The sequence below is a fragment of the Agriterribacter humi genome (genome assembly GCF_009192765.1).
Classification (GTDB): Bacteria; Bacteroidota; Bacteroidia; order Chitinophagales; family Chitinophagaceae; genus Agriterribacter; species Agriterribacter humi.
This window is the reverse complement of the sequence record NZ_VOHQ01000001.1, coordinates 640,666-663,067: the sequence shown is the minus strand read 5'-3', so window position 1 is coordinate 663,067 and position 22,402 is coordinate 640,666. Positions and strand designations below refer to the sequence as shown.

Genomic DNA, 22,402 nt, shown 5'->3' with positions numbered 1-22,402 from the left:
CTGTAAATTGATTATATTGAATTAGTTTATGATCGTAGATATCCATACACATGTTTTTGATGCCGGGCTGCATTTTGGGCCAAAGCTCCACGCCGATCTGGCGCGCTGTGCTGTGGATCCTGCAGTATGGGGAAATGTGGAAGAAAGACACCTTGAAACGACTGAGGCGGCGGATGTTGCTATTGTATTTGGGCTGCAGGCATCGCAAACAGATTGGAATATTCCCAATGAAATGGTGTCTTCACATGTGCTCCGTGCGCCAGAAAGATTATTGTTTTTTGCTTCTATTGATCCTGCGCAGGCAAATTATATGCAGGAGTTGGAGAAATGCCACCAGGAGTTGGGGGCGGTGGGCGTTAAGCTGGCGCCACTTTATCAGGATGTGCATCCACAGGATCCAAGGTATTATGATATATACCGGTATTGTGTAAAACATGGTCTGCCCATCCTTTTTCATGCGGGCACCTCCTTCATTAGCGGCACACGGCTCGACTATTCACGTCCTGTTCATTTTGATTCCGTAGCGGTTGATTTTCCTGATTTGAAAATGGTGCTTGCGCACCTTGGTCATCCCTGGGAAGGTGAAACCATTGCGGTTATCCGCAGGCATGCGAATGTATATGCAGATATATCGGCATTATACTACCGGCCCTGGCAATTTTATAATTCCATGCGGTTGCTGGTGGAGTATGGAGCGCAGCACAAGGTGTTGTTTGGTTCCGACTTTCCATTTACCACCACGGGTGATTCATTAGAAAGGATAAGGAACCTTAATTATATTATCGCCCAAAGCGGTTTGCCTGCCGTGCCGTCGGAGGCCATTGAAGGCATTATTCATCGCAATACCCTGGAATTGCTTGGACTTCCAAATCCAACCTTATTAAAATAATGGCGCATTCTCATTCATACATGAAGTCGTTGCAATTACAAGGCCTGAACAAATTGGTAAAGGTTGAGCTTCCCATTCCTGTTCCCGGGCAAGACGAGGTATTGATTAAAACTGAAGTTGCAACCATTTGCACTTCGGATTTACATGATATAAAAACCAATGCATTCGGAATAAAGTATCCCCGTGTGATGGGGCATGAGGGTTCAGGCGTTGTAGTTGCCTGCGGATCGGGTGTAACGGATTATACACCGGGAACACGTGTGGCCGCTCATCCTGTGGTACCCTGCAGGGCTTGTTCCGAATGTGAGAGAGGACTGGAGCATCTTTGTTTGCATATGAGCCATCTGGGTATTGACCGTGATGGCTGCTTCGCGGAATATTTTGTTCAGCGTGCAGACCGGGTGCGTCCGCTACCAGATAATATATCTTTTGCTTTGGGTGCGCTTTTGGAGCCGGTGGCCGTTTGCCTGGAAGCCATATCCCGGTCGAATGATATAAAAGGAAAAACGGTGCTGGTGGCTGGTGATGGACCTTTTGGGAATATTATCGCACGCCTGGCGCAGAGGGCGGAAGCAGCCCGTGTGCTGGTTTCAGGCCGTGAACCTTTCAGGCTTAAGTTGATACCAGGAGTGGAAATCGTTGATGCCGTTCAGGCAAAATCTGTTGATATCGCCATATTGGCCGTGAGTGCTGCTGAGGCAGTTTATACCTGTTTGCAGGCGCTTCGGCCCCGCGGCCGGCTGGTTATTTTCAGTGCTGTTCAGGAACCTGTTGCGCTGAATCTTTTTAATATTCATGTTTCAGAATTGGAAGTTGCTGGCGCATGCAATGATGAAAATAAAATAGATGAATCACTGCAATGCCTGACCGAAGAAAGACTGGCGCTGGAAAATATCATTACCCATCAAATTCCTTTTGACCGTTGGGAAGAGGCTTTTGAATTGGCCCGGAATGGACATAACAAGGCATTAAAAGTTGCCCTGGTGTTTGATTAATTAAGTTTTAAAAGTACATATGAAGATTACCAATGTAGAAGCATTTATCCTTCAGTCGCCATTCGAAATCACTAACCCGGCTGGAAGCGATGAGGCAAGGGGTGTAAAGCATTGTTTGTTGCTAAAGGTGAGCACAGACGAAGGCATCACGGGCTGGTCAGATGTCGAAACCTCGCCGCATGTTGGAGAGGCTGTGGTTAATGCGCCCGAAAGTGGCTCCGGCGTATTTGAAGGATTGCGTGCCCTGGTTATTGGTGAAGATCCTTTTGATGTGGAGCGGCTGTGGGACAAAATTTACAGGGGTACTATTTATTTTGGAAGAAGGGGAGTAGCTATGCAGGTATTATCCGGCTTTGATATTGCCTGCCATGATATTATAGGCAAAGCCATTAACCGCCCTGTTTATAAAATATTGGGTGGTGCAAGAAGAGATAAAGTTCGTGCGTACGCTTCCACGCTCTTTCGGCCAACTGCTGATGCGATGAAAGCGGCCTGTGAATTTTATATGCAGCGCGGTTTTACAGCAGTTAAATTCGGATGGGGTGTATTTGGACAAAATGCAAAACAGGATATTAAATTAGTGGCAGCGGCAAGAGAAGCGCTGGGGCCGGACATTGAATTGATGATAGATCCCGGGTGGATGGTGAACCGGAGCGCTTACGATGCTATTGAGCTTTGCCGTGCGCTGGAACCCTATAATATTTTCTGGCTCGAGGATTTCCTGCACCCTGAATCATACGATGGATATGGAAAGGTAAAAGCTGCCGGTGTTAAAATACGACTGGCGGCGGGGGAGCAGGAAGCTACTGCGTGGGGGTTCAGGGAACTGATCCATCGTGGAGGAATTGACGTTGTGCAGCCCGATCTTTCCCGTTGTGGAGGATTTACCCAGGCAAGAAAAATTATGTGGGAGGCGGAACATGCAGATGTGGATGTTTGTCCGCATGCCTGGCTTACAGATCTGTTAACAGCGGCGAGCCTTCATCTGAATGCTGTTCTGCCCAGGTCTTTATTTCTGGAATACAATGTAAGTGATAATCCTATGCTCCGGGAAGTTATTCAAAATCCTGTTCAAATGGATGCGGAAGGATATATTCCTGTTCCGCAGGGTGCGGGTTTGGGCATTGAAATAAATGAAGAAGCGCTAAAACATTTTTGTATAAACCTTTAATCAATTAAACCGGGGTGCTTAAAAACATTGCGGTATTTTATTAAACGCTGAAACAGCTCATCAAATATATTTTAACATGGAAACAAAAACCAGACTTTACACCGACGAAGAGAAATTTAAATGGATAAAAGAAAACCTCTATGTAGCTATTGTTTGCGATGTACTGGATATCCTGGGATACAGGAACCAGGCAATGCACCAGCGTTTAAGACCGCTTGATGCAGAAAACAGTACGATGGTTGGCCGGGCAAGAACCTATCGCTGGATGGAAACAGATTATATTGAAGACGATCCGTACAGTTTGGAGATCGAAGCAGTAGATTCGCTGAAAAATGGAGATGTGGTGGTGCACTCTACAGACTTTGCGGGCACCAATGCACCATGGGGTGAATTGATGAGCACTATTGCCAAACGCAATGGAGCGGTGGGTTGTATATGCGACAGTATGATCCGCGATTGCAAAAAAATTATTGAAATGAAATTCCCCGTTTTCTATGTCGGCATTCGCCCGTTAGACAGCCTGGGAAGAGGACGTGTAATGGCGTATGATGTGCCTGTACGTTGCGGCGATGTAGTGGTAAATCCCGGCGAACTTGTTTTTTCCGACTTTGATGGAGTGGTGGTGGTTCCCCGTGAAATAGAAGATAAAGTACTTGATATGGCGTATGAAAAAGTATTTAAGGAAGATCAGTCAAGAATAGATTTGCTTAACGGCGATTCACTGAGAGCGGTATACGACCGTTATGGTGTGCTCTAATCAATAATCATATATGAATATTCTTTGTGTAGTTGCCCACCCCGATGATACGGAGATCCTTTGCGCGGGTACGCTTATCCGTTATGCTAAAGAAGAACATCATGTTACTATAGCTGTATTTACGGATGGCAGTATGGGTGACGCGGTAATAGCACCTGCCGAACTGGGAAAGATAAGGGAAGCGGAAACCCGTGCGGCAGCGGCTGTTATTGGTGCAAAGGTAATTTGGGGCGGAGTGATGGATGAGCATGTTTTTCCCGACCGGGAACAAAGGCGCATTATGATTGATATATTAAGGGAGGCGGATCCGGATGTTATTTTTACCCATTCGCCCAACGATTATCATCCGGATCACCGGTATGTGGGGCAATTGGTGTTCGATGCGTATTTTCAAAAGGGGTTGCCGCATATTCCCGATCAATCCCTGCCTGCCTGCCGCTTCGGCCAGTCGCAATTATACTTTATGGATAATCTTGGGGGAATAGGGTTTCTGCCAACCGAATACGTTGACATTACGAAAGTATTTGAAACAAAAAAGAAAATGCTGGCTTGTCACAAGAGCCAGTTTGAAGCCATGCAACAATTGGCAAATACAAATTTGTTTGATATGATTGAAGTGCAGGCACGATTTAGAGGATTGGCTGCCGGCTGCCGGTATGCAGAAGGTTTTACGCGTATGGATGCGTTTCAGCGGGGATTGACAAGCCGTATTTTACCATGAATTTTACTTTCGTCAAATGGAATGACTGGGATGCGGTAAAATGCAGCGTTAATCAATACGAATTAATAGCAGGCACATCCGCCGGCCCGCGCATACTTTCGGTTAGCCATGGGGGTAATCGCAATCTTTTGTACGAAGACTTTACTAATTTTCGGGTTGACGAATGGCGCATTTACGGTGGTCACCGGTTTACGGTTGCACCCGAAAGTGCTGATAGCTATTACCCGGATAATGAACCCTGTGATGTTAAAATTATTGACTCAAAATTGCAGGTCTCAGCTAAACAAAAACCAGACGGCACAAGGCTTTCTATCGTAATCGGTAGCGGGGTGGGGGAAGAAGGATTTGAGATACAGCATATACTTGAAAATAATGGAAAAGAAGAATGGTCGGGAGCGTTGTGGGCCATTACCTGTGTTCCGCGTTCAGCTCAGTTGCTTGCTTCCTGTACTGCCGAAGATATTCATTTCTGGCCCGGAACCGATCCGGCCCAATGGCAACAGGTAAACAACCGAATGACGTTAAAGTCCGGAGATTTCAGGGGGAAAGCCGGATGGCATAGCGAACACCCCTTGCTTACTGCTGTTCAGCAACAGGGAACATTGATCATTGACAGCCCCGGTTTATCCATTCCTGAAGCATGTGTTGATTACGGGTGCAATACAGAAGTATTTGTTTGCACTGATTTTATGGAGTTGGAAACATTGAGCGAAAGAATATTTGTTGTACCAGGTGAATCTGCCTATCATCTGCAACGCTGGCGATTGCAGGCGTTCACAAAAAAGGAGCTTTATAACACTTAATAGCTTATCCGTATTCTTATGGAAAATTTTCATCTTTCGTTGCTGGATATACTGATCATTGGTGGAGAAACATTGCTGGTGGTTATTATTGGGTTAATGGCAGCCAGGAAGGTGAAACGAACTACCGAAGGATACTTCCTTGCATCCGGAAATATGCCTTGGTATCTCATTGGGGCTGCATTTGTATCCACATCTGTATCGAGTGAACAGATTGTGGGCACAATTGGAGCTACCTACAAAGGAGGACTGGCAATTGCAAACTGGGAATGGTGGGCGTTGCCTACTTATTTATTGATGATGATCTTTTTTATCCCCCTGTATTTGCGGAATAAAATAATGACGGTTCCCGATTTGTTAAACCGGCGTTTTGGGCCCGCTTGCGGCGCTATTTATAGTTTTGTAATACTGATCGGTTATGTTTTTGTTTTTCTCCCCCCTGTTATTTATGGCGGCAGCATTACCCTTAGTGAGCTAACCGGGTGGAACCAGGGGTATGTAATGGCAGGTATTGTGCTGGTAACCGCGAGTTATACATTGTTAGGCGGGTTGAGTTCTGTAATGTGGACGGATGCCATTCAGTGCGTGATGCTGATAGGAGGGGGTGTGATTTTTTATTTTGTTGCGCTTGACAAAATTCCGGGCGGCTGGGATGCAATGGTTGCCGCGGCGCCAGAACGGTTTCATCTTTATCAGCCTCCTTCCGATGCCGAAGCGCCATTTGCCGGACTGATCCTGGCATCATTTGGCGTTTTTTTATTTTACCAGTCTTCTAACCAGGTAATGATCCAGCGCATTCTTTCGGCCCGCAGTACCTGGGATGGAATGATGGGGCTTATTTTTTCCGGATTCATTAATATTATCCGTCCATTAGTAACCTGCCTGCTGGGTTTGATCGTATATCACTGGTTAGATGTTATGCAACAGGGGCCTTCCTTATTGCCGGATAGTCAGGATCGTGCGTTTCCCGTAGCGCTGGAACTTTTTGCCCCGTCGGGATTGAAAGGTGTTATACTGGCTGGTTTTTTTGCAGCGGTAATGTCCACCGTAAGTGCGCTTTCCAATTCCATTGCCACTATTTTTTCATTAGATGTATACAAAAAATTTATCCGGAAAAATGCCAAAGACAGGGAACTGATCATTACCGGGCAGGTTTCAGGAGGCGCTGCTTTATTGGTATCTTCTTTGGTTGCTCCTTTGGTGGGCAGTATCGGATTGTTCAAATATTTTCAAACAGGTGTTACCTATATGGCTACTCCGTTTATCTCTGTATTGCTAATGGGTATCTTTTGGAGGCGTACCAGTTATGCCGGAGCTGTTGCGGGTTTAATTGGAGGTGTCTTTATTCAGATCATACTTGCGCTGGGCTTAATGGCTGCGGATATACAGCTCCATTGGTTATATGTTGGCGCTATCGCACAAGCACTAACTATGCTGCTGATTATGATAGTTTCATTAAGAACTACGCCACCCACTAACGAACAGGTAAAGCCTTTTTTATGGCGGATATCCTGGGTCAGTACTTTGGAAGAAGGAGCCCAAAAAAGGCCCTGGTGGCAAAGTATTAAACTATGGCTGATACTGTATGCAATAGCCTGGTGTTATATTTATTGGCGATTCTGGTAAGGCATTGAATATTTATTGATATTTTTTTATACTGTGGAGACATAGTCTCCAAAGAACATAGTAAGTGCGAAGTCTCCAGACTTCGCACAGCGGTTTTTATAATGAAATAACCTGTTTTTGATTTTTCCTGGTATTAATGGAGCGGTGAACAGGTTTTTGTTTGTTGGACTTGCTATTATCAGGTGGCGCAATGGTGAATGTGAATGCACGATTTCGGGGATGGCTGCGGTTTCTTCCTGTTGGATTTTCAGCTAATTCTTTTTCTGCATTTGTTACTACCTCAATAGTTTTCTGTAGGTCGCCCGGTATGGCAGGATGGAAATTGACACGGTTATCAACACGTACAATAAATTCATATGAGGCCGTACTATTTTTTTCATCTGCATCGGCTTCTTCTTTTGTCTGTTCTAACCATATTTGTTTTTGCTTTTCAGCCAGTTCAGCAGATGCTTTCCGTATGCTGTCTAATTTTAATTTTTCTTCAGTAAACATCTTTTTTGTATCCGGCAGTATTGCTTTTAGCTGTTTAAAAAATAAAAATTCAGCGCGTTTTTCTATAGCGCGACCTTTATTGGATCTGTTGTTGGTTTTTTTTTCAACAGCTCTGCGTTTGGCCTGTATATTTTCAATGCCGTTTTTATACTGAAGCTGTACATCGTTAAAATGTTTCAATAAAGCCTGTAATTGTTCCTGGTTCAGCAATTGGTTTTGAAGGATTTTTATTTTAGAAGCATCCATAAATGGTGTAAGATCGTTTAATGATATTTTGCTGTTCAATTGCTCCTTTAGGTCCGAATAAACATTCAGCCATTCCGGGGTATTCCATTTGGTATCATTGTCTGTAAAATCATGTGGAACATATAATGAAGGATTATCAAATAGGTTTGGCGACAGATCCTGGTTCAAAGAAGGAAAAGGTGACACGGTTACGCCAAATCCGTCTTCTCTTACAGGAGGAGGCGGGGGTGGGGTGGGTGGCAATAGCATTTTACCATCTGCCAAAACAGGAATATCATTTTTACTTTGGGCGGCTGAATGGGTAGGTTTTTTATTTTTATTACTATTTACGCCAGGCATGTCTTTTACGCGTTCTTGCACATGGACTGTTTTATTTTCACGTATGCCCGTAGAGGCGCCAGGGTACTGATCCTTTAGTTCGGCTTCATCATTAGAAGCATCTTCAGCCCGGCTTGTTAAATTGTTTCGTGAAGAAGGAGAAAGCCACGCCACGGATATCATTATAAAAGCCATCAAAACAAGCGCTAATAATTTTTGCCCATAGTTAAAATTGGTAGTGCCTACGTTCATTATCCTTTTTATTCGCCCCAGCAACTGATGGCTGTTTTTTCCCGTAGCGGCTATTGCCAGGGGTTGTATTCCAACTCTCAATTGCTCCAGCGACAGCAGTGCAGAGGCATAGCTATGCGGATCGAAACGGTGCTGCAGCACAAAATCATCACAACAATGTTCCCTTTCTTTTTTTAATGATTTACCCAAAAGATGAACAAATGGATTAAAGAAAAGAATGGTTTCAATTACGGATGCAATAATATTAATGAGATAATCATTCCGTTTAATATGCGCCAGTTCGTGTAAGATGATGGATTCTACCTGTTGCGGGCTAAGATGATTAAACGCTGCTAATGGAAGTAGAATAACAGGTTTAAAAAAGTTTAAAGTGGCAGGAACACTGATATACTGGCTAAGGTGGATCTGTACTTTTTTGACAATACCGATCCTCCGGGCATATTTGTTTACCAGGTCAATCCAATGTTCGTCTATTTGGAGTAAACCTTTTGTTTTTAGTTGCTTAGAATACAAATAGGCGTTTATTAATTTTACCGAGAGCAGCAACAATACAATAAGATAAGCTGCTGAAATATAAGGAAGGTATTGATTGGCAAAGTCTCTTAAACCGTTGTAAGAAAACAGGATATCTGTGGAATAAGATGTTGCAATATTTGTATTTGCTGCCAACCCGGATAAATAGTCGTTTAACTTTATTGCTTCACTGTATTTGTTTGCCAGCGTTATACTAAACCATCCGAATGACCCCAATAGCAATAGTGAAGCTATAAAATGTTTGCGGGCAGGAAATATATTACGATGCACACTGCATATTACCTGGTAAAACAGCCACAACAGGGCCGATTGCCATATGCTGGCAGCTATTGTCCACCCAAGGGCAATTAAAAATGGTGATTGATATATTGAAGTCATTTGGAACGCTTTTTATATTACTTTTTCAGCGCGTTGAGTAATTTTTGTATTTCTTCCAGTTCATCGGGGCTGGTTTTATGATTGCCTAAGGCCTGCATTACCAATTGAGCCGATGAACCTGAAAAAAGATTATCTATCATTTTGCCTACAAAATGTTTCTGTGTTTTTTCGCGGCTTACTACCGGTTGATAAATATGCGTTTTAGAGGAATCGTTCCTGCTCACCAATCCTTTTTCATGCATGATCTGCAACAGTTTAAGGGTAGTGGTATATCCCACATCTTTACTGGCAGATAAAATTTCATGTACTTCTCTTACTGTTGCATTTTCCTTAGCCCATAGTACCTGCAATATTTCAAGTTCACTTTCTGTAGGCCTTGTTGTTTTTTGTTGTGCCATGTATACGATTTTTTTCGTAACCGAATATACGATTTCATTCGTAACTAAACAAGCAAGTCATATATTTTTTACAATAATTTTAGAAGGAAAAAGGTGAAAGTGGGCATACAGCATCTGAATAAAGAAAGGTCAAAAATGAAAGCATGCTTCCATTTTTGACCTGTATCTGAACTTTGAAGTTGGTTTATTGTTTCAATAATTTAATTACGTCAATGGTGCCATCCTTATTTACTACCTGCAATAAATAGATACCTTTTTGAACACGTTGTATATTCAGCGAGAATGTGCCGCCCTGGTTTTGTGATGGTACATATTTCATTACGGTTTGTCCGTTGCTGGCCACTACGTTGACCTGTGCTACCGCTTTGCCACTTTGGATATTCACCTGACTGGTAGCAGGATTAGGATATGCTTTTATGGCTACCGCATTCCCGTTGCATTGTATTCTTATAGCCTTAATATCAGTGCTGGAATGTTTGCCGTCAAAATCTACCTGTGTAATGCGGTAATAATTAATACCGCTAACAGGAGCTTCATCCTTGAACCTGTAAGTATTCAGGCTATTGCTGTTACCAACAGCACCAACGCGCCCGATAGCGGTAAATTCATTTCCGTTGATGCTGTGTTCTATTACAAAATGGCTGTTGTTTTGCTCCATACCAGTTTGCCATTCCAATAATGCCTTGCAGCCTTCTGCTTTAACGGTAAAGGCGCTGAAGGTAACGGGCAGAATTACATTATTGGTGCTGCCGATGGCAATTGCGGTAATTAACTGTTCGGCAGGAATAGTGCCTTGTAGAGTAGAGCCCTTAGTTAATCCGGAGGCACCAGCGCTGCCACTGAGGTTTAACCAACTTAAAGTAAGCGGATCATATCCTATTAACCGTAGCTCACCGGGCTGTAAACCGGGGTAATCACTTAAATCGGGAATCGAAACGGTAATGGTCTGTGGATTTTTCATTGCTGTAGCGCCTTCGTAATCCTCTGTACCCAAAACCACAGTCCGCTGGTAATGCCAATCCCAAAAACCGGCTTTAACAATTGCAACCACCTGATCTGGTAAATTGATTGTCGGGTTGTGATCTTTCTGGGTGGGATCTTGTGTTGCAGGCAAATTAGGGTCCTCGTTTACCCATCCCACTGTAAGAGTGGAATCTGCATCGTTGAATATGCCCTGCCTTCTTAACTGGTGAACTTCGCTGCCGTTACCGACCGGAAATGTAAAGTCGCCATTATGTCCCCGGGGTTGCGGATTTGATGCATAATTAATTTCACTTACAAACCCATCAACATGTTGTGCATCTGTTGAGCCGCCTTCATAAAAAGCATTGTTTACAAATACTATAGCGCCGTTTACAGGGTTGTTTCTTAAAGTTGTAGTAATACCATTGTTAAAATAAAGCGCTTTTGCAATCATAATGCCGCCGGGCGATTGTCCATAATAAGGTGCATCTGGAAAACCGCTATTGAAGTTGGTAATGCTCATAACATTAGAGGCACCGATGTTAAAACGAACGGTATCAAAAGAAATAGTACCGTTCGTGCCGGAAATTTCATTATTTCCCTGAAACAAAAAATAATCGGTATTGTTACCAGGGGAGCCATAGACCCCAGGTGCTATTCCTTCATTAAACTGGGTTAGCCAGCCGCCAGTTACTTCAAATTTTGCATTAAGATGATTATAACGCACCATAGCTCCAGCGTTTCGCCACGCTTCTCCGCTAACAAGAACGTCAACATTTAATACAGGATCATATCGAATGCCTGCAGCATAATTAGTATCCTCAATATTATATTGCTGCCCTACCCCAATTATTGAAATTGCGAGATATATAAAGGAAAGTAAAATTGATTTCATGAGAAATAATTTATGTACACTTAATAGAAGGTTTTAAGGAACAATGTCAATATTAGCGAGGCAGATCAAGGGATAGTGGAAGTAATGCAAAATGTATATGCACCGGAACTAAATACTACACTGGGTTTTAAATGGGTATAATAGGGGTGATTTTACAGAAAGGATATTGTACTTTCAATAGGTAGTTAATGTTGAGAAAAAGTGAAGATACTAATCTTCTTGAATCAAAAATAAATGTACAGTAAAATTTCTATGAAAATTATTGCGTATAAGTACGCAGAAATGAACAATAAAGGTTGAAAAGTAGTATATATTTTTTTAGAAACTTTATGTGGAGTTGAATATCAGGCAGTAAGAGCTATGTGCTCTAAATTACCTCATGATAAATTATCTGTTAGAAGTTGCCCGAAATAAAAAAGCCGGGCATTTCTGAAAAAGCCCGGCTGAATAATATGTAATGAGTGACTATGGTATAACCTGACTTGTGCTCGTTGTAATTACCTGTTCGGTTGGCTGCTTTTTTTCAATAGTAGCCTGTCCTGTTTTAGTATTGTATATTTCTGCCAGTGTAGGGGCTATTACCAGCGAAACAATAGACATCAATTTTATCAGGATATTCATAGATGGGCCGGAAGTATCCTTGAACGGATCGCCCACGGTATCTCCGGTAACAGATGCTTTATGCGGTTCAGATTTTTTGTAAAACATTTCACCATTGATCTCTACGCCTTTTTCAAAAGATTTTTTGGCATTGTCCCACGCGCCACCGGCATTGTTCTGAAACATCCCCATCAGCACGCCGCATACCGTTGCACCTGCTAAAAAGCCGCCCAAAGCTTCTGGTCCTGCCAAAAAGCCAATGATCAGCGGAGAAATAATGGCAATAGCACCGGGCAGCATCATTTTTTTTATTGAGGCTTCCGTAGAAATAGCCACACATTTATCATATTCAGGTTTTCCGGTACCTTCCATAATTCCGGGTATGGTGCGAAACTGGCGGCGAACTTCTTCCACCATGCTCATTGCCGCTTCACCAACCGCACGTATTGCAAGAGACGAGAATATGAATGGTATCATTCCTCCAACAAAAAGAGCAGCCAATACCTTAGCATTGTAAATATCAATGCCATCTATTCCGGCCACGCCTACAAAAGCCGCAAACAAAGCCAATGCCGTTAAAGCTGCCGAGGCAATGGCAAATCCCTTTCCGGTAGCTGCCGTGGTGTTACCTACAGCATCCAGCACATCTGTTTTTTCACGTACTTCTTTAGGTAATTCACACATTTCCGCTATACCGCCTGCATTATCTGCAATGGGTCCAAATGCATCAATGGCCAATTGCATAGCAGTAGTTGCCATCATACCTGCTGCAGCTATAGCTACACCATATAAACCGGCAAACTCATGAGAACCCCATATACCGCCTGCCAATACCAGTATAGGTAGAAATGTAGATTCCATGCCTACTGCCAAACCGCCAATTACATTGGTAGCATGGCCGGTAGACGATTGACGTATTATAGACAGTACAGGTCTTTTGCCCATTGCTGTATAAAATTCTGTAATAATGCTCATTAAAGCGCCCACTACAAGCCCTACAGCAATAGCGCCCAATACACCCCATTTGGTAAATTCATGTCCGCGGAGCGACATGGTTTCCGGTAAAATATAATATACCAATCCAATAGAAGCCAGTGCTGTGAGTATGATAGAGCCCCAGTTCCCCATGTTCAGGGCCTTCTGAACGGTATCCGTATTAATTCCGGCTTTATCACTTACTTTAACAAACCATGTACCTACAATGGAAAAAATGATACCAACCGCCGCTATCAACATGGGTAGTAATATAGGTGCCATCCCTCCAAAATTATCAACCGAAATCGTTTCCTGCCCTAACACCATGGTTGCAAGTACCGTTGCCACATAAGAACCGAATAAATCCGCTCCCATGCCTGCGACATCACCTACATTGTCGCCTACATTATCAGCAATGGTTGCCGGGTTACGCGGATCATCTTCCGGAATACCTGCTTCTACTTTTCCTACCAGGTCTGCACCCACATCTGCGGCTTTGGTATATATACCGCCGCCTACACGCGCAAATAATGCAATACTCTCGGCACCCAAAGAAAAACCCGTGAGAATTTCAATGGCTTTTACCATGGCAAGGTTATATTCCGGTGTTGCCGGCGTAATACCACTTACAAAGTGCAGGTATAAAATAATGAATACGCTTCCCAATCCTAATACAGCTAAACCTGCCACACCAAGGCCCATAACCGAACCTCCTGTAAACGAAACCGATAGTGCTTTGCTCAGGCTGGTTTTAGCAGCCTGGGCGGTGCGAACATTGCTTTTGGTAGCGATGCGCATACCTATATAGCCGGCAGTAGCGCTAAATACGGCGCCCAAAATAAAAGCAATAGAAATAGACCAGTGGGAGTGGGGGTTTGCCTGTGCCATAACTCCCAAAAGAATAGCAACAATAACAACGAAATAGCCTAATATCTTCCATTCCGCTTTTAAAAAGGCCATGGCTCCCTCCGCAATATAATTACTGATTTCCTTCATGCGGTCGGAACCCGCATCCTGCTTAACAACCCAATTGAATTTTACAAAAGTGTAAAGTAATCCGAGTACCCCCAGAACGGGTACGAGATAGAACAATTTGTCCATAATTGTTAAGTTCTTGTATGTTATGTTTTTGGGACGGCAAAAATAGGGGTTTCAGGCTGAAAAATACCATTTAGGTAAAATAAACACCGGTTTTTATATCTGCGAAAGCCGCTGGCATACTTTCGATAATATCTCCCGCTACAAGCGCTTCCTCCGTTTGTTGTTTTGCAGCTATATCTCCTGCCAGCCCGTGCAGGAATACCCCGGTTAAAACAACCTGTTCAGCATTGTTATACTGTGCGTATAGCCCTAATAATATACCTGTAAGCACATCACCACTGCCTGCAGTGGCCATACCGGGATTGCCGGTTGGATTAAAAAATCCTTTTCCACCAGGTGTGGCTATGAATGAATAATTTCCCTTTATTACAATATATACCTGTAGTTCTTTGGCCTTTTGCAATGCCAGCTCAAGCCGTTCAAAATCATTTTTGGTGGTTCCAAACAGCCGTTCAAATTCTTTTGGATGAGGAGTGAGAATGGTATGCTCCGGTATTTTTGAGTATAGCCGGGGGTTAGCCGATAGCAGGTTCAAACCATCGGCATCTATGATCAGTCGCAGGGGTCTTTTATCCAGCAGGGTTTCCAGGACAGTTGCTCCCGTTTCATGCTGTCCAAGTCCTGGGCCAATGGCATAAGCATTATATTCGGCTTTTAGCGTGAGGGAAGTATGATACTTTTCATTTGTGCCGGTTACACACATGGCTTCAGGAACGGTGGATTGTATAATGGTATACCCGCAGGCAGGAATATAGCAGGTAAGCTTACCTGTTCCGCTGCGGATACAGGCTTTAGCTCCAAGCACAGCAGCACCCATCATGCCATGGCTGCCGGCAATCAGGGCGGCGTTTCCATAGGTTCCTTTGTGAGAAAATTTTTTTCGGGGTTGAATGAAGGAATGGATGCTTTGCTGCTCAGTAATTTCAAAATCCGCGGCTGTATTATTATAATATTGCTGGTTCAGGCCGATATCCATGATGTGAATATTTCCTGTATAAGCAGCATTTTCTGGCAGTAAAAACGCCAGTTTCATTACCTGGAACGTTAATGTAGCTGTGGCATGGACAATGGCGTTTTCTTTTGAACTTTTATCTGCGAAAAGGCCGCTGGGTATATCAATGGCAATAACAGGAGCCCCGGAACGATTAATATGGGTAACCAATGCTGCCGGCAAGATATCCAAAGGACGATTGAGCCCATTACCAAACAATGCATCTATAACAATATCGGATGAGGGGATGACAGGAAATGCACTTTCCCTTTCCAGCAGTTCTATCTGAGTTGTGGATGCCTGTAGTTTTTCCAGGTTGGTGAGAAAATCGGTGGAGCTTTTTCCGGTGTTTCCCAGGATAAACACCTGTACTGTATTTTTTTTAAGGATAAGCAACCGGGCTATAGCTAAGCCATCGCCGCCATTGTTGCCGGGACCGCAAAACACCATATATTTTTGAGGAGCCGGTATATTGGAAGCTATCCAGTCACAGCAACATGTAGCGGCTCTTTCCATCAGATCAACAGAGTTTACCGGTTCATTTTGTATGGTATACTGATCCCATTGCCTGATTTGTGCAGCAGAAAATAGTTTCATGAAAAAGTTACTTGGAACGGTAAAGTTAGGGATTTAACAAAGCCGAAATGAAGCCGTTAAGTTTCAGGTTACAGGTTTCAGTTCTCAGGGTGTGCATGGAACTTGTACCCTGTAACAACCCTGTATATCTACTCCTCCGTATCTTCGTCCGTAGCATAATCTCCAAAAGCAGGGAAAAGTTTTTTTGCCATGTAGATATTACGGTTGTATTTATTTCCCAGTATTATAATAGTAGCCGAATCTTTGAGTATGCGGGCAAAAACAGTATTGTTGCCATGCCACCATCCATTGTGGTAAATGATCTTTTCGTTGTTGGGGTATTCCAGCATTCTCCATCCCAATCCATAGTTTTTTATACCTTTCTTTTCATAGCTGTAACCTGCATAGGCCGAATCGAGAGTAGACTGTTTAAACAGGTTGCCATAACTAAGGGCTGTTTCCCATTTTAATAGATCGCGGACAGTACTGTAGATATTTTTATCACCATATACAGCATCTAAAAAAGTAAATGCCTCCTGTTTGTTTTTATAATTATAGGAAGGAAGGGCTCTTGAAGAATCAGACATGGTAAATACATAACTATTGGTCATGCCCAGCGGTGCAAAAAAGTTTTCATAGATAAATTGCGGGTAAGGCATGCCGCTTACCTTTTCTATAATGAGCGCCAGTAATGCATAATTGGTATTGCAGTAGTGAAATGACCTGTCGGGCCTCGCTACCTGCAATTTATCTTTGTTGGTAACCAAAAATTGCAGTACATCTTCATTATACACGACTTTTTTTCTGTCCCAGCCTAATTGTTCCATTACATGAACATAATTTGGCAAGCCACTCCTGTGATTCAATAAAGTTTTTACAGTAACGCCTTCATAGGGAAATCCCGGCAGGTAAACAGAAGCTTCATCACCGATCTGCAATTTGCCCTGTTCCCAAAGTTTGAGTACAGCCATAGCTGTAAAGGTCTTTGATACAGAGGCCAGGTGGAGGGCGCTGTTGGCATTCAGAGAATCTTTACCGTTGATATGACCGTAACCGGCATATTTTTCAAAAATGATCTCACCTTTTTTGGCTACAAGAAATTCTCCGCTGAAATGGCTTCTCTCCAGTATATCCTTGTAAAACTGTTCCGAAGCATTGTAACAACGCTTAAATTCTGCTTCCGAAACGACGGGCGCATGCACTACAGAATCCTTTTCGGGAAGTGGCTGAGGCTTATTTTTTTTGATGGTGGAATAGTAACAACCGGGAGCAAAAAAGGAAATCAGTAAAATATAATAAACAAAATTTTTCATCGGGATTGATTGGAAAAGAACGTTGAAAGGCAATTACTTATTATTTTCGCACTGCAATTTTATAAATAAAATTATGAACGACAAAAAACGGACCAGTTATCCCAAAGAAAAAATTAACATTTTATTGCTGGAAAATATAAGTGAACAGGCAGTACAAAATTTTAAAAAGGCAGGATATACTTCTATCAAAAGAATAGGCGGGGCATTACCGGAAAAAGAACTCATAAAAGAAGTTAAAGAAGCCCATCTGCTGGGCATTCGTTCCAAATCGCAAATAACACCTGCAGTGCTCAACGCTGCCGGCAAGCTTCAGGCTATAGGCTGTTTTTGTATTGGCGTAAACCAGGTTAATCTTAACAAGGCTACAGCAAACGGCGTATCTGTATTTAATGCACCCTATTCCAATACACGATCGGTGGCCGAACTGGTTATAGGGCTGTCGGTTATGCTTATACGCCGGATTCCGGATAAAAATAAGGCCGCACATGAGGGAACGTGGCTAAAAGAATCGAAGGGAAGTTATGAATTGCGGGGTAAAACACTGGGCATTATTGGTTATGGAAACATTGGCGCCCAGGTAAGTGTACTGGCAGAGGCTTTGGGCATGAAAGTAATTTTTTATGATATTGCTACCCGGCTCCCCCTGGGCAATGCTCAATCCCGGAAGAGCATGAAAGAGGTTTTACAGGAAGCCGACATTGTAACCCTGCATGTACCGGAAACAGCGCAAACCAAAAATCTGATCAGCGCCGCTGTATTTAAGCATTTTAAAAAGGGATCTATTCTTATCAATTATGCCCGCGGGCAGGTAGTAGACCTGGACGCTTTGGCCCTGGCATTGCAAAACAATCAGCTTTCAGGCGCGGCTATTGATGTGTATCCTGTGGAACCTGAAAAAAACGGCGATGCATTTCACACGCCATTGCAAAACCTGCCCAATGTTATTCTTACCCCCCATATAGGCGGTTCCACTGAAGAGGCGCAAACAAATATAGGCGAAGACGTAAGCCTGAAACTGATCAATTTCCTGGAAACAGGTATTACTACAGGTTCGCATACTGTACCTGAACTGGCGCTGCCATTGCAGGAGGGAGCGCACAGGATACTGCATATTCATAAAAATGTACCGGGTGTTTTATCACAGATCAACACGCAGTTGTCTTCTCATCACATTAACATCCTGGCGCAGTATCTTAAAACCAATGATGAAATAGGATATGTAGTACTCGATGTAAATAAAAATCTTTCCAAAGAAGCTATGAGTTTACTGAAAAGCATTAAGGAAACGATTAAGGTAAGGGTGTTGTATTAGAACTGTGGGTTTCAGGTACAGGTTGCAGGGAGAGTAACCATTAACGATAGGATGAATACTTGAAAGATGAGGTGTCAGTTGAAGGATTTGAAGTTTAAGATTTGAGATTGCATTTTCCTTCGGATTTTCCGTTTCGAATTTAGCATTTGAAATTTATTTGGTTCTTGCGATTTGCGGTTTAGTGCTTTTCTCTTTCATTTCTTTTAATAATTTTTTTGCCCTGCTGGCAAATGCTGCTGTTTGGTGCGGCAACTGGTCGTCTATAAGTAGTTTTATTTCAGGAATAATTTCGGGGTATTGTTGGGTAAAACGGCTAAGAATGGCTAAAGAAAAAGCTTTTACCGCAACTGCTTCTTTTGGATCTGCTACATATGTAAAACAAATATCCAGTACATCTCCCTGAATACGCTGAGGGATATCAATATCCTGTAATAGCCTCATGGTATTTCTTTTTACAGCATTGTGAATACCGGGCTTTTTTAAATTGAGAATGATCTTTTTCAAATGTTTTTTTACCAGGTGAGGATGGGCAGCCACGCAATAGCTTAATGGCCATGCCGCTCTTTGCGCCACGCAGTATTCATCATGCAAAAAAAGTCTTGCCAATTCATCAAAGCGCTGCTGGTGATTGCTTATATAGGTAACTATTTTAGAACATTGGTCTTTTGAATGTTCTTTAAGGATTGCATCTCTCAGTTTCATATATGCGTAAGTGCTTCAATTTACGGAAACGTTTGTGTGAAATTTAAGGTTTAAGATGTAAAATAAGCAGTCTGTTTTGTTTTTCGTATACCTTTAATCAATTTCAAACAAATGTTACAACAGGTATTACAAACATACGGTTTGGATTTTTCGGCATTGGAAGTAAAGTCCTTTGGATCGGGGTTGATCAATAATACATGGAAGGTTAGCCGGTATGATAATGATACATCATACATATTACAGCGTATTAACCATCATGTATTTAAATCGCCGGAGGATATAGCGCACAACATCCGTATCATTGGTTCTTACCTCGCTGAACATCATCCTGACTATTTTTTTGTGAGAAACTTATATACCAGTGATGGTGCTGATATTTTTTTTATGGAGGGGGAAGGCTATTTTCGCCTGGTTCCTTTTGTGAAAAAATCACATACCGTTGATGTGGTTCAAACTCCCCAACAGGCTTTTGAAGCTGCAAAGCAATTCGGGCGATTTACACATTTGCTGAATGGTTTTCCGGTGGATGAACTAAAAGTTACCATCCCCGATTTTCATAACCTGAGTCTTCGTTATCAGCAATTTCTTCAGTCGTTGCAATCGGGTAATTCCTTACGCATTGAAAAGGCAAAAGAGGAGATCAATTGGTTAAAAGCATACGATTATATCGTAAAGCGGTTTGATGCCATGAAGCAAAATCCTGATTTCAAATTACGGGTCACGCATCATGATACAAAAATCAGTAATGTTTTATTTAATGAACAGGATAAAGGGCTGTGTGTAATAGATCTGGATACCGTAATGCCTGGTTATTTTATCAGCGATGTGGGTGATATGATGCGTACCTGCCTTTCGCCTGTGAGTGAAGAAGAAAAAGATTTTTCAAAAATTGAGATCAGGGAGGAATATTATAAAGCCATTGTTCAGGGTTACCTGGAAGGGATGGAAAATGAACTCAGTGCAGCAGAAAAAGCAGCTTTTTTTGATGCAGCCTGTTATCTGGTTTATATGCAGGCCCTGCGTTTTATAGCCGACCACCTTAATAACGATGAATACTACGGCGCAAGGTATGAAGGACATAACTTCATCCGTGGCTGCAACCAGATTACCCTGCTAAAAAGATTGCTGGAAAAAGAAGACCGGCTTAGAAGTATTGTTTGAGGAATAATATCGGTTTATCCGTTGATCAGTTAATCACCTGAAGTACTAAAGCCCGGCACTGCTGCCTTTCCCGGACAGTTATCCTTGAGATGATGCTTAGCGCTATCCTACCACTTACCACTCAATTAATGACACCCACAGCCATCGCCGCAGCTATTGTTGCCGTGTGTATGCGCATCATGCACATGCCCATGTGATAATTCTTCCGCAGTAGGCTGCCTGATGTTTTTTATAGTTACACTAAAATGTAAAGTTCTTCCCGCCAGCGGATGGTTGCCATCTAAAACAATTTTATCGCCATCTATATCGGTAACTATTAATTCCAGTCCGTCAGACGATTGTACCATTGTTCCCAGTTGAATCTGCTCAGCACCCTCCGGAAATTGCTCACGGTTTACTTCAAACACCAGTTCGGGATTAAATTCGCCATATGCTTCGCCCGGAGCTAATGTTATCTTTTTTTCTTCCGCTATTTGTAAGCCGCTCAGGGCATTTTCCAGGGTTTCTAAAATATTACCATGCCCGTGCAAATATTCCAATGGTTCAAATTCAGTATTACTGTCAACTACAACTCCTGTTTCATCGGTGGCATTATATTGAATGCTTACTATCTTGTCTTTTTCAACTATCATTGTTACTAATTTTTATAAAGATAAGTGCGCTGGCGAAAATCATAAAATAATATCAGGATGCAACAGCAGGAAATGTAATCTTTCTGGCAAGCCAGCTATCTTTAACTTTAATGAGCCAGTTGCTTTCCATCTCTCTTTTTGTTAATACCGTATTGTTAAAATACAGGCTATCTGCGGTAATAAAGTTATTTTCCACTGCATAAGCCAACTGGTTCATCGGCAATAACTGTATCTTATCCTTTATTACAAAAGCCAGTGTTTGCCTGTCAAATAAAGACAGGTTAAATTGTTTTTCTATTTCTTTTATCATTCTCACCGAGCTGTCGGTACTGCATCCGCTTACATGTGTATGGGTCTCATCGGCCATCAGTATAATAAATTGGCCAAAAAAAACAGTAGCGAAATTTTTCACGCCTGCTCCATGCGCATGCCATTGTTGTGAAAAGCTGTTCAGCATATCTTCAACGGTCAATACCTCAGACAGCGAAAACGGGCGGCTGCCCTGGTATATCCATACTCTTGACAGGGGATCAAAGTCTGCAGGAAGCAGGTGCTTATATTCTAAATTCATGCTGCAAAAATACGATATTCTGAAAAGAAAGAATGCCATTAAAAGTGTAACGATCAGTATATTTTTCCGCAGCGTATAGTAGTTCCTGTATATATACGATTTAATTTGTTTGGTATGAGGGGGTTACAAAAAAACTTCTGCTATCATGCATCTTGCGCTTCCTCCGCCATTGGCTTCAATGGCATCAAGCGGTGAATGAAGTATGGCATTGTATTTTTTAAGCTCCTTAATTTGTTGTGCAGATAAAGATTGATAAGCCTGCGAAGACATGATTAAAAATTTCTTCTCTTTCCTGTTTTGCACCTGCAGCATATTACCTGCAAAATGATTCATTTGCTTCATGTCTATAGAGATAATTTTTTTAGCAGTCATATTAATAGCAGAAATTACACTTTCTCTTTGCTGTAAATTTGTTATACTTTCTAAGCAAATAACAACATACTGCTCTGCCACGCACATCATTACGTTGGTATGATAAATAGCTTTTCCACTTTCATCAAAAGCCTCAAATGCTACCGGCAAAAATTTCATAGAACGGCAAAATTCATCCAGCACATCAATATCGGTTCTTGGTGAAAGACAGGCATAGGCAATTTTAAACCCGCGGTCCAGCACCAGGCTGCCTGTACCTTCGAGAAAACGGTTGTTTTTTTCGTGGTGCGTAAAATCTACAACTGTTGAAGTATTGAATTTCGCTTTCAAACTTTTTATAAGCTGCGGTTTTCGTTCCTGCCGGCGGTTTAACGCAAACATAGGATAAAGGCAAATGGTTCCCCTTTCATGAAAAGAAATCCAGTTATTGGGAAATATGGAATCGGGTGTATAGGGGAGGGGCGTATCATTAACCACGGTAACATCAATGTCGTTATCTAACAGTAATTGTACAAAATCTTCAAATTCTTTTAATGCTTTTGCCTGCGCATCTTCATCATCAGCGCCAAGCTGGAAAGTATTGTTCTCCGCCGTTTCCTGGTTAAAGCTAAAATTAACCGGCCTTATCATTAACAGGTGCGATGTAGTTTGCATTTTGTTG

19 protein-coding genes are annotated in these 22,402 nt (G+C 42.4%); 9 read left to right on the top strand and 10 right to left on the bottom strand.

Annotation, left to right across the window (positions count from 1 at the left end; all coding sequences use genetic code 11):
• The first annotated feature begins 28 nt into the window (after positions 1 to 28).
• The 7 genes from FRX45_RS02535 (at position 29) to FRX45_RS02505 (ending at position 6,959) form a co-directional block, all read left to right on the top strand.
• Positions 29 to 889, top strand: coding sequence for an amidohydrolase family protein (locus FRX45_RS02535; RefSeq protein WP_152266806.1), 861 nt, complete (start codon positions 29 to 31; stop codon positions 887 to 889).
• Positions 889 to 1,884 (top strand): zinc-dependent alcohol dehydrogenase, encoded by a 996-nt coding sequence (locus FRX45_RS02530; RefSeq protein ID WP_152266805.1) that lies wholly within the window; start codon positions 889 to 891, stop codon positions 1,882 to 1,884. Before FRX45_RS02535 ends, FRX45_RS02530 begins: the two co-directional genes overlap by 1 nt.
• A gap of 19 nt (positions 1,885 to 1,903) precedes the next feature.
• The gene (locus tag FRX45_RS02525; protein WP_152266804.1) at positions 1,904 to 3,055 is read left to right on the top strand and encodes a mandelate racemase/muconate lactonizing enzyme family protein; all 1,152 of its coding nucleotides are present in this window, start codon (positions 1,904 to 1,906) and stop codon (positions 3,053 to 3,055) included.
• 76 nt (positions 3,056 to 3,131) lie between these two features.
• On the top strand, positions 3,132 to 3,812 hold the full coding sequence (locus FRX45_RS02520) for an RraA family protein (protein ID WP_152266803.1): 681 nt from the start codon (positions 3,132 to 3,134) through the stop codon (positions 3,810 to 3,812).
• Between the two features lie 13 nt (positions 3,813 to 3,825).
• Entirely contained in the window at positions 3,826 to 4,533 is a 708-nt protein-coding gene (locus tag FRX45_RS02515) for a PIG-L deacetylase family protein (protein WP_152266802.1), read from the top strand.
• Positions 4,530 to 5,336, top strand: a complete 807-nt coding sequence (locus FRX45_RS02510; RefSeq protein ID WP_152266801.1) for a hypothetical protein — start codon at positions 4,530 to 4,532, stop codon at positions 5,334 to 5,336. Before FRX45_RS02515 ends, FRX45_RS02510 begins: the two co-directional genes overlap by 4 nt.
• An 18-nt stretch (positions 5,337 to 5,354) precedes the next feature.
• Positions 5,355 to 6,959 (top strand): SLC5 family protein, encoded by a 1,605-nt coding sequence (locus FRX45_RS02505; RefSeq protein ID WP_152266800.1) that lies wholly within the window; start codon positions 5,355 to 5,357, stop codon positions 6,957 to 6,959.
• Positions 6,960 to 7,055: 96 nt separating this feature from the next.
• On the opposite strand, the gene FRX45_RS02500 is transcribed toward FRX45_RS02505, so the two are convergent.
• The 6 genes from FRX45_RS02500 to FRX45_RS02475 form a co-directional block, all read right to left on the bottom strand.
• Complete coding sequence (locus FRX45_RS02500; RefSeq protein WP_152266799.1) at positions 7,056 to 9,179, bottom strand: M56 family metallopeptidase; 2,124 nt, start codon at positions 9,177 to 9,179, stop codon at positions 7,056 to 7,058.
• 17 nt (positions 9,180 to 9,196) lie between these two features.
• A complete protein-coding gene (locus tag FRX45_RS02495; RefSeq protein ID WP_152266798.1) occupies positions 9,197 to 9,577 on the bottom strand; it encodes a BlaI/MecI/CopY family transcriptional regulator in 381 nt (126 codons plus the stop codon).
• A 184-nt stretch (positions 9,578 to 9,761) separates the two neighbouring features.
• Positions 9,762 to 11,435: a T9SS type A sorting domain-containing protein gene (locus FRX45_RS02490; RefSeq protein ID WP_152266797.1), complete on the bottom strand. Its 1,674-nt coding sequence runs from the start codon at positions 11,433 to 11,435 to the stop codon at positions 9,762 to 9,764.
• 465 nt (positions 11,436 to 11,900) lie between these two features.
• Positions 11,901 to 14,111, bottom strand: a complete 2,211-nt coding sequence (locus FRX45_RS02485; protein WP_152266796.1) for a sodium-translocating pyrophosphatase — start codon at positions 14,109 to 14,111, stop codon at positions 11,901 to 11,903.
• A 70-nt stretch (positions 14,112 to 14,181) separates the two neighbouring features.
• Complete coding sequence (locus tag FRX45_RS02480) at positions 14,182 to 15,699, bottom strand: NAD(P)H-hydrate dehydratase (protein ID WP_152266795.1); 1,518 nt, start codon at positions 15,697 to 15,699, stop codon at positions 14,182 to 14,184.
• Positions 15,700 to 15,827: 128 nt separating this feature from the next.
• Positions 15,828 to 16,991 (bottom strand): serine hydrolase domain-containing protein, encoded by a 1,164-nt coding sequence (locus FRX45_RS02475; RefSeq protein WP_152266794.1) that lies wholly within the window; start codon positions 16,989 to 16,991, stop codon positions 15,828 to 15,830.
• Between the two features lie 73 nt (positions 16,992 to 17,064).
• Between FRX45_RS02475 and serA the strand changes: the two genes are divergently transcribed.
• Positions 17,065 to 18,303, top strand: coding sequence for a phosphoglycerate dehydrogenase (serA, locus tag FRX45_RS02470; RefSeq protein WP_152266793.1), 1,239 nt, complete (start codon positions 17,065 to 17,067; stop codon positions 18,301 to 18,303).
• 153 nt (positions 18,304 to 18,456) lie between these two features.
• Here serA and FRX45_RS02465 read toward each other — a convergent pair whose 3' ends face one another.
• The gene (locus tag FRX45_RS02465) at positions 18,457 to 19,005 is read right to left on the bottom strand and encodes a hypothetical protein (RefSeq protein ID WP_152266792.1); all 549 of its coding nucleotides are present in this window, start codon (positions 19,003 to 19,005) and stop codon (positions 18,457 to 18,459) included.
• Between the two features lie 111 nt (positions 19,006 to 19,116).
• Between FRX45_RS02465 and FRX45_RS02460 the strand changes: the two genes are divergently transcribed.
• Entirely contained in the window at positions 19,117 to 20,166 is a 1,050-nt protein-coding gene (locus tag FRX45_RS02460; RefSeq protein WP_152266791.1) for a phosphotransferase enzyme family protein, read from the top strand.
• 125 nt (positions 20,167 to 20,291) lie between these two features.
• Here the strand turns inward: FRX45_RS02460 and FRX45_RS02455 are convergent, their stop codons facing one another.
• From FRX45_RS02455 to ctlX, 3 genes are all read right to left on the bottom strand, one after another.
• Positions 20,292 to 20,798 (bottom strand): FKBP-type peptidyl-prolyl cis-trans isomerase, encoded by a 507-nt coding sequence (locus FRX45_RS02455; RefSeq protein WP_152266790.1) that lies wholly within the window; start codon positions 20,796 to 20,798, stop codon positions 20,292 to 20,294.
• 52 nt (positions 20,799 to 20,850) lie between these two features.
• Positions 20,851 to 21,369, bottom strand: a complete 519-nt coding sequence (locus tag FRX45_RS02450; protein WP_152266789.1) for a hypothetical protein — start codon at positions 21,367 to 21,369, stop codon at positions 20,851 to 20,853.
• Positions 21,370 to 21,492: 123 nt separating this feature from the next.
• Positions 21,493 to 22,395: a citrulline utilization hydrolase CtlX gene (ctlX, locus tag FRX45_RS02445; RefSeq protein ID WP_152266788.1), complete on the bottom strand. Its 903-nt coding sequence runs from the start codon at positions 22,393 to 22,395 to the stop codon at positions 21,493 to 21,495.
• Positions 22,396 to 22,402 lie beyond the last annotated feature (7 nt).

Coding starts and splice junctions, on each gene's coding strand:
- FRX45_RS02520 (WP_152266803.1), top strand. CDS start 3,132: ATGGAAACAAAAACCAGACTTTACACCGACGAAGAGAAATTTAAATGG.
- FRX45_RS02535 (WP_152266806.1), top strand. CDS start 29: ATGATCGTAGATATCCATACACATGTTTTTGATGCCGGGCTGCATTTT.
- FRX45_RS02500 (WP_152266799.1), bottom strand. CDS start 9,179: ATGACTTCAATATATCAATCACCATTTTTAATTGCCCTTGGGTGGACA.
- FRX45_RS02485 (WP_152266796.1), bottom strand. CDS start 14,111: ATGGACAAATTGTTCTATCTCGTACCCGTTCTGGGGGTACTCGGATTA.
- FRX45_RS02480 (WP_152266795.1), bottom strand. CDS start 15,699: ATGAAACTATTTTCTGCTGCACAAATCAGGCAATGGGATCAGTATACC.
- FRX45_RS02460 (WP_152266791.1), top strand. CDS start 19,117: ATGTTACAACAGGTATTACAAACATACGGTTTGGATTTTTCGGCATTG.
- FRX45_RS02530 (WP_152266805.1), top strand. CDS start 889: ATGGCGCATTCTCATTCATACATGAAGTCGTTGCAATTACAAGGCCTG.
- ctlX (WP_152266788.1), bottom strand. CDS start 22,395: ATGCAAACTACATCGCACCTGTTAATGATAAGGCCGGTTAATTTTAGC.
- serA (WP_152266793.1), top strand. CDS start 17,065: ATGAACGACAAAAAACGGACCAGTTATCCCAAAGAAAAAATTAACATT.
- FRX45_RS02455 (WP_152266790.1), bottom strand. CDS start 20,798: ATGATAGTTGAAAAAGACAAGATAGTAAGCATTCAATATAATGCCACC.
- FRX45_RS02450 (WP_152266789.1), bottom strand. CDS start 21,369: ATGAATTTAGAATATAAGCACCTGCTTCCTGCAGACTTTGATCCCCTG.
- FRX45_RS02490 (WP_152266797.1), bottom strand. CDS start 11,435: ATGAAATCAATTTTACTTTCCTTTATATATCTCGCAATTTCAATAATT.
- FRX45_RS02525 (WP_152266804.1), top strand. CDS start 1,904: ATGAAGATTACCAATGTAGAAGCATTTATCCTTCAGTCGCCATTCGAA.
- FRX45_RS02510 (WP_152266801.1), top strand. CDS start 4,530: ATGAATTTTACTTTCGTCAAATGGAATGACTGGGATGCGGTAAAATGC.
- FRX45_RS02465 (WP_152266792.1), bottom strand. CDS start 19,005: ATGAAACTGAGAGATGCAATCCTTAAAGAACATTCAAAAGACCAATGT.
- FRX45_RS02495 (WP_152266798.1), bottom strand. CDS start 9,577: ATGGCACAACAAAAAACAACAAGGCCTACAGAAAGTGAACTTGAAATA.
- FRX45_RS02515 (WP_152266802.1), top strand. CDS start 3,826: ATGAATATTCTTTGTGTAGTTGCCCACCCCGATGATACGGAGATCCTT.
- FRX45_RS02505 (WP_152266800.1), top strand. CDS start 5,355: ATGGAAAATTTTCATCTTTCGTTGCTGGATATACTGATCATTGGTGGA.
- FRX45_RS02475 (WP_152266794.1), bottom strand. CDS start 16,991: ATGAAAAATTTTGTTTATTATATTTTACTGATTTCCTTTTTTGCTCCC.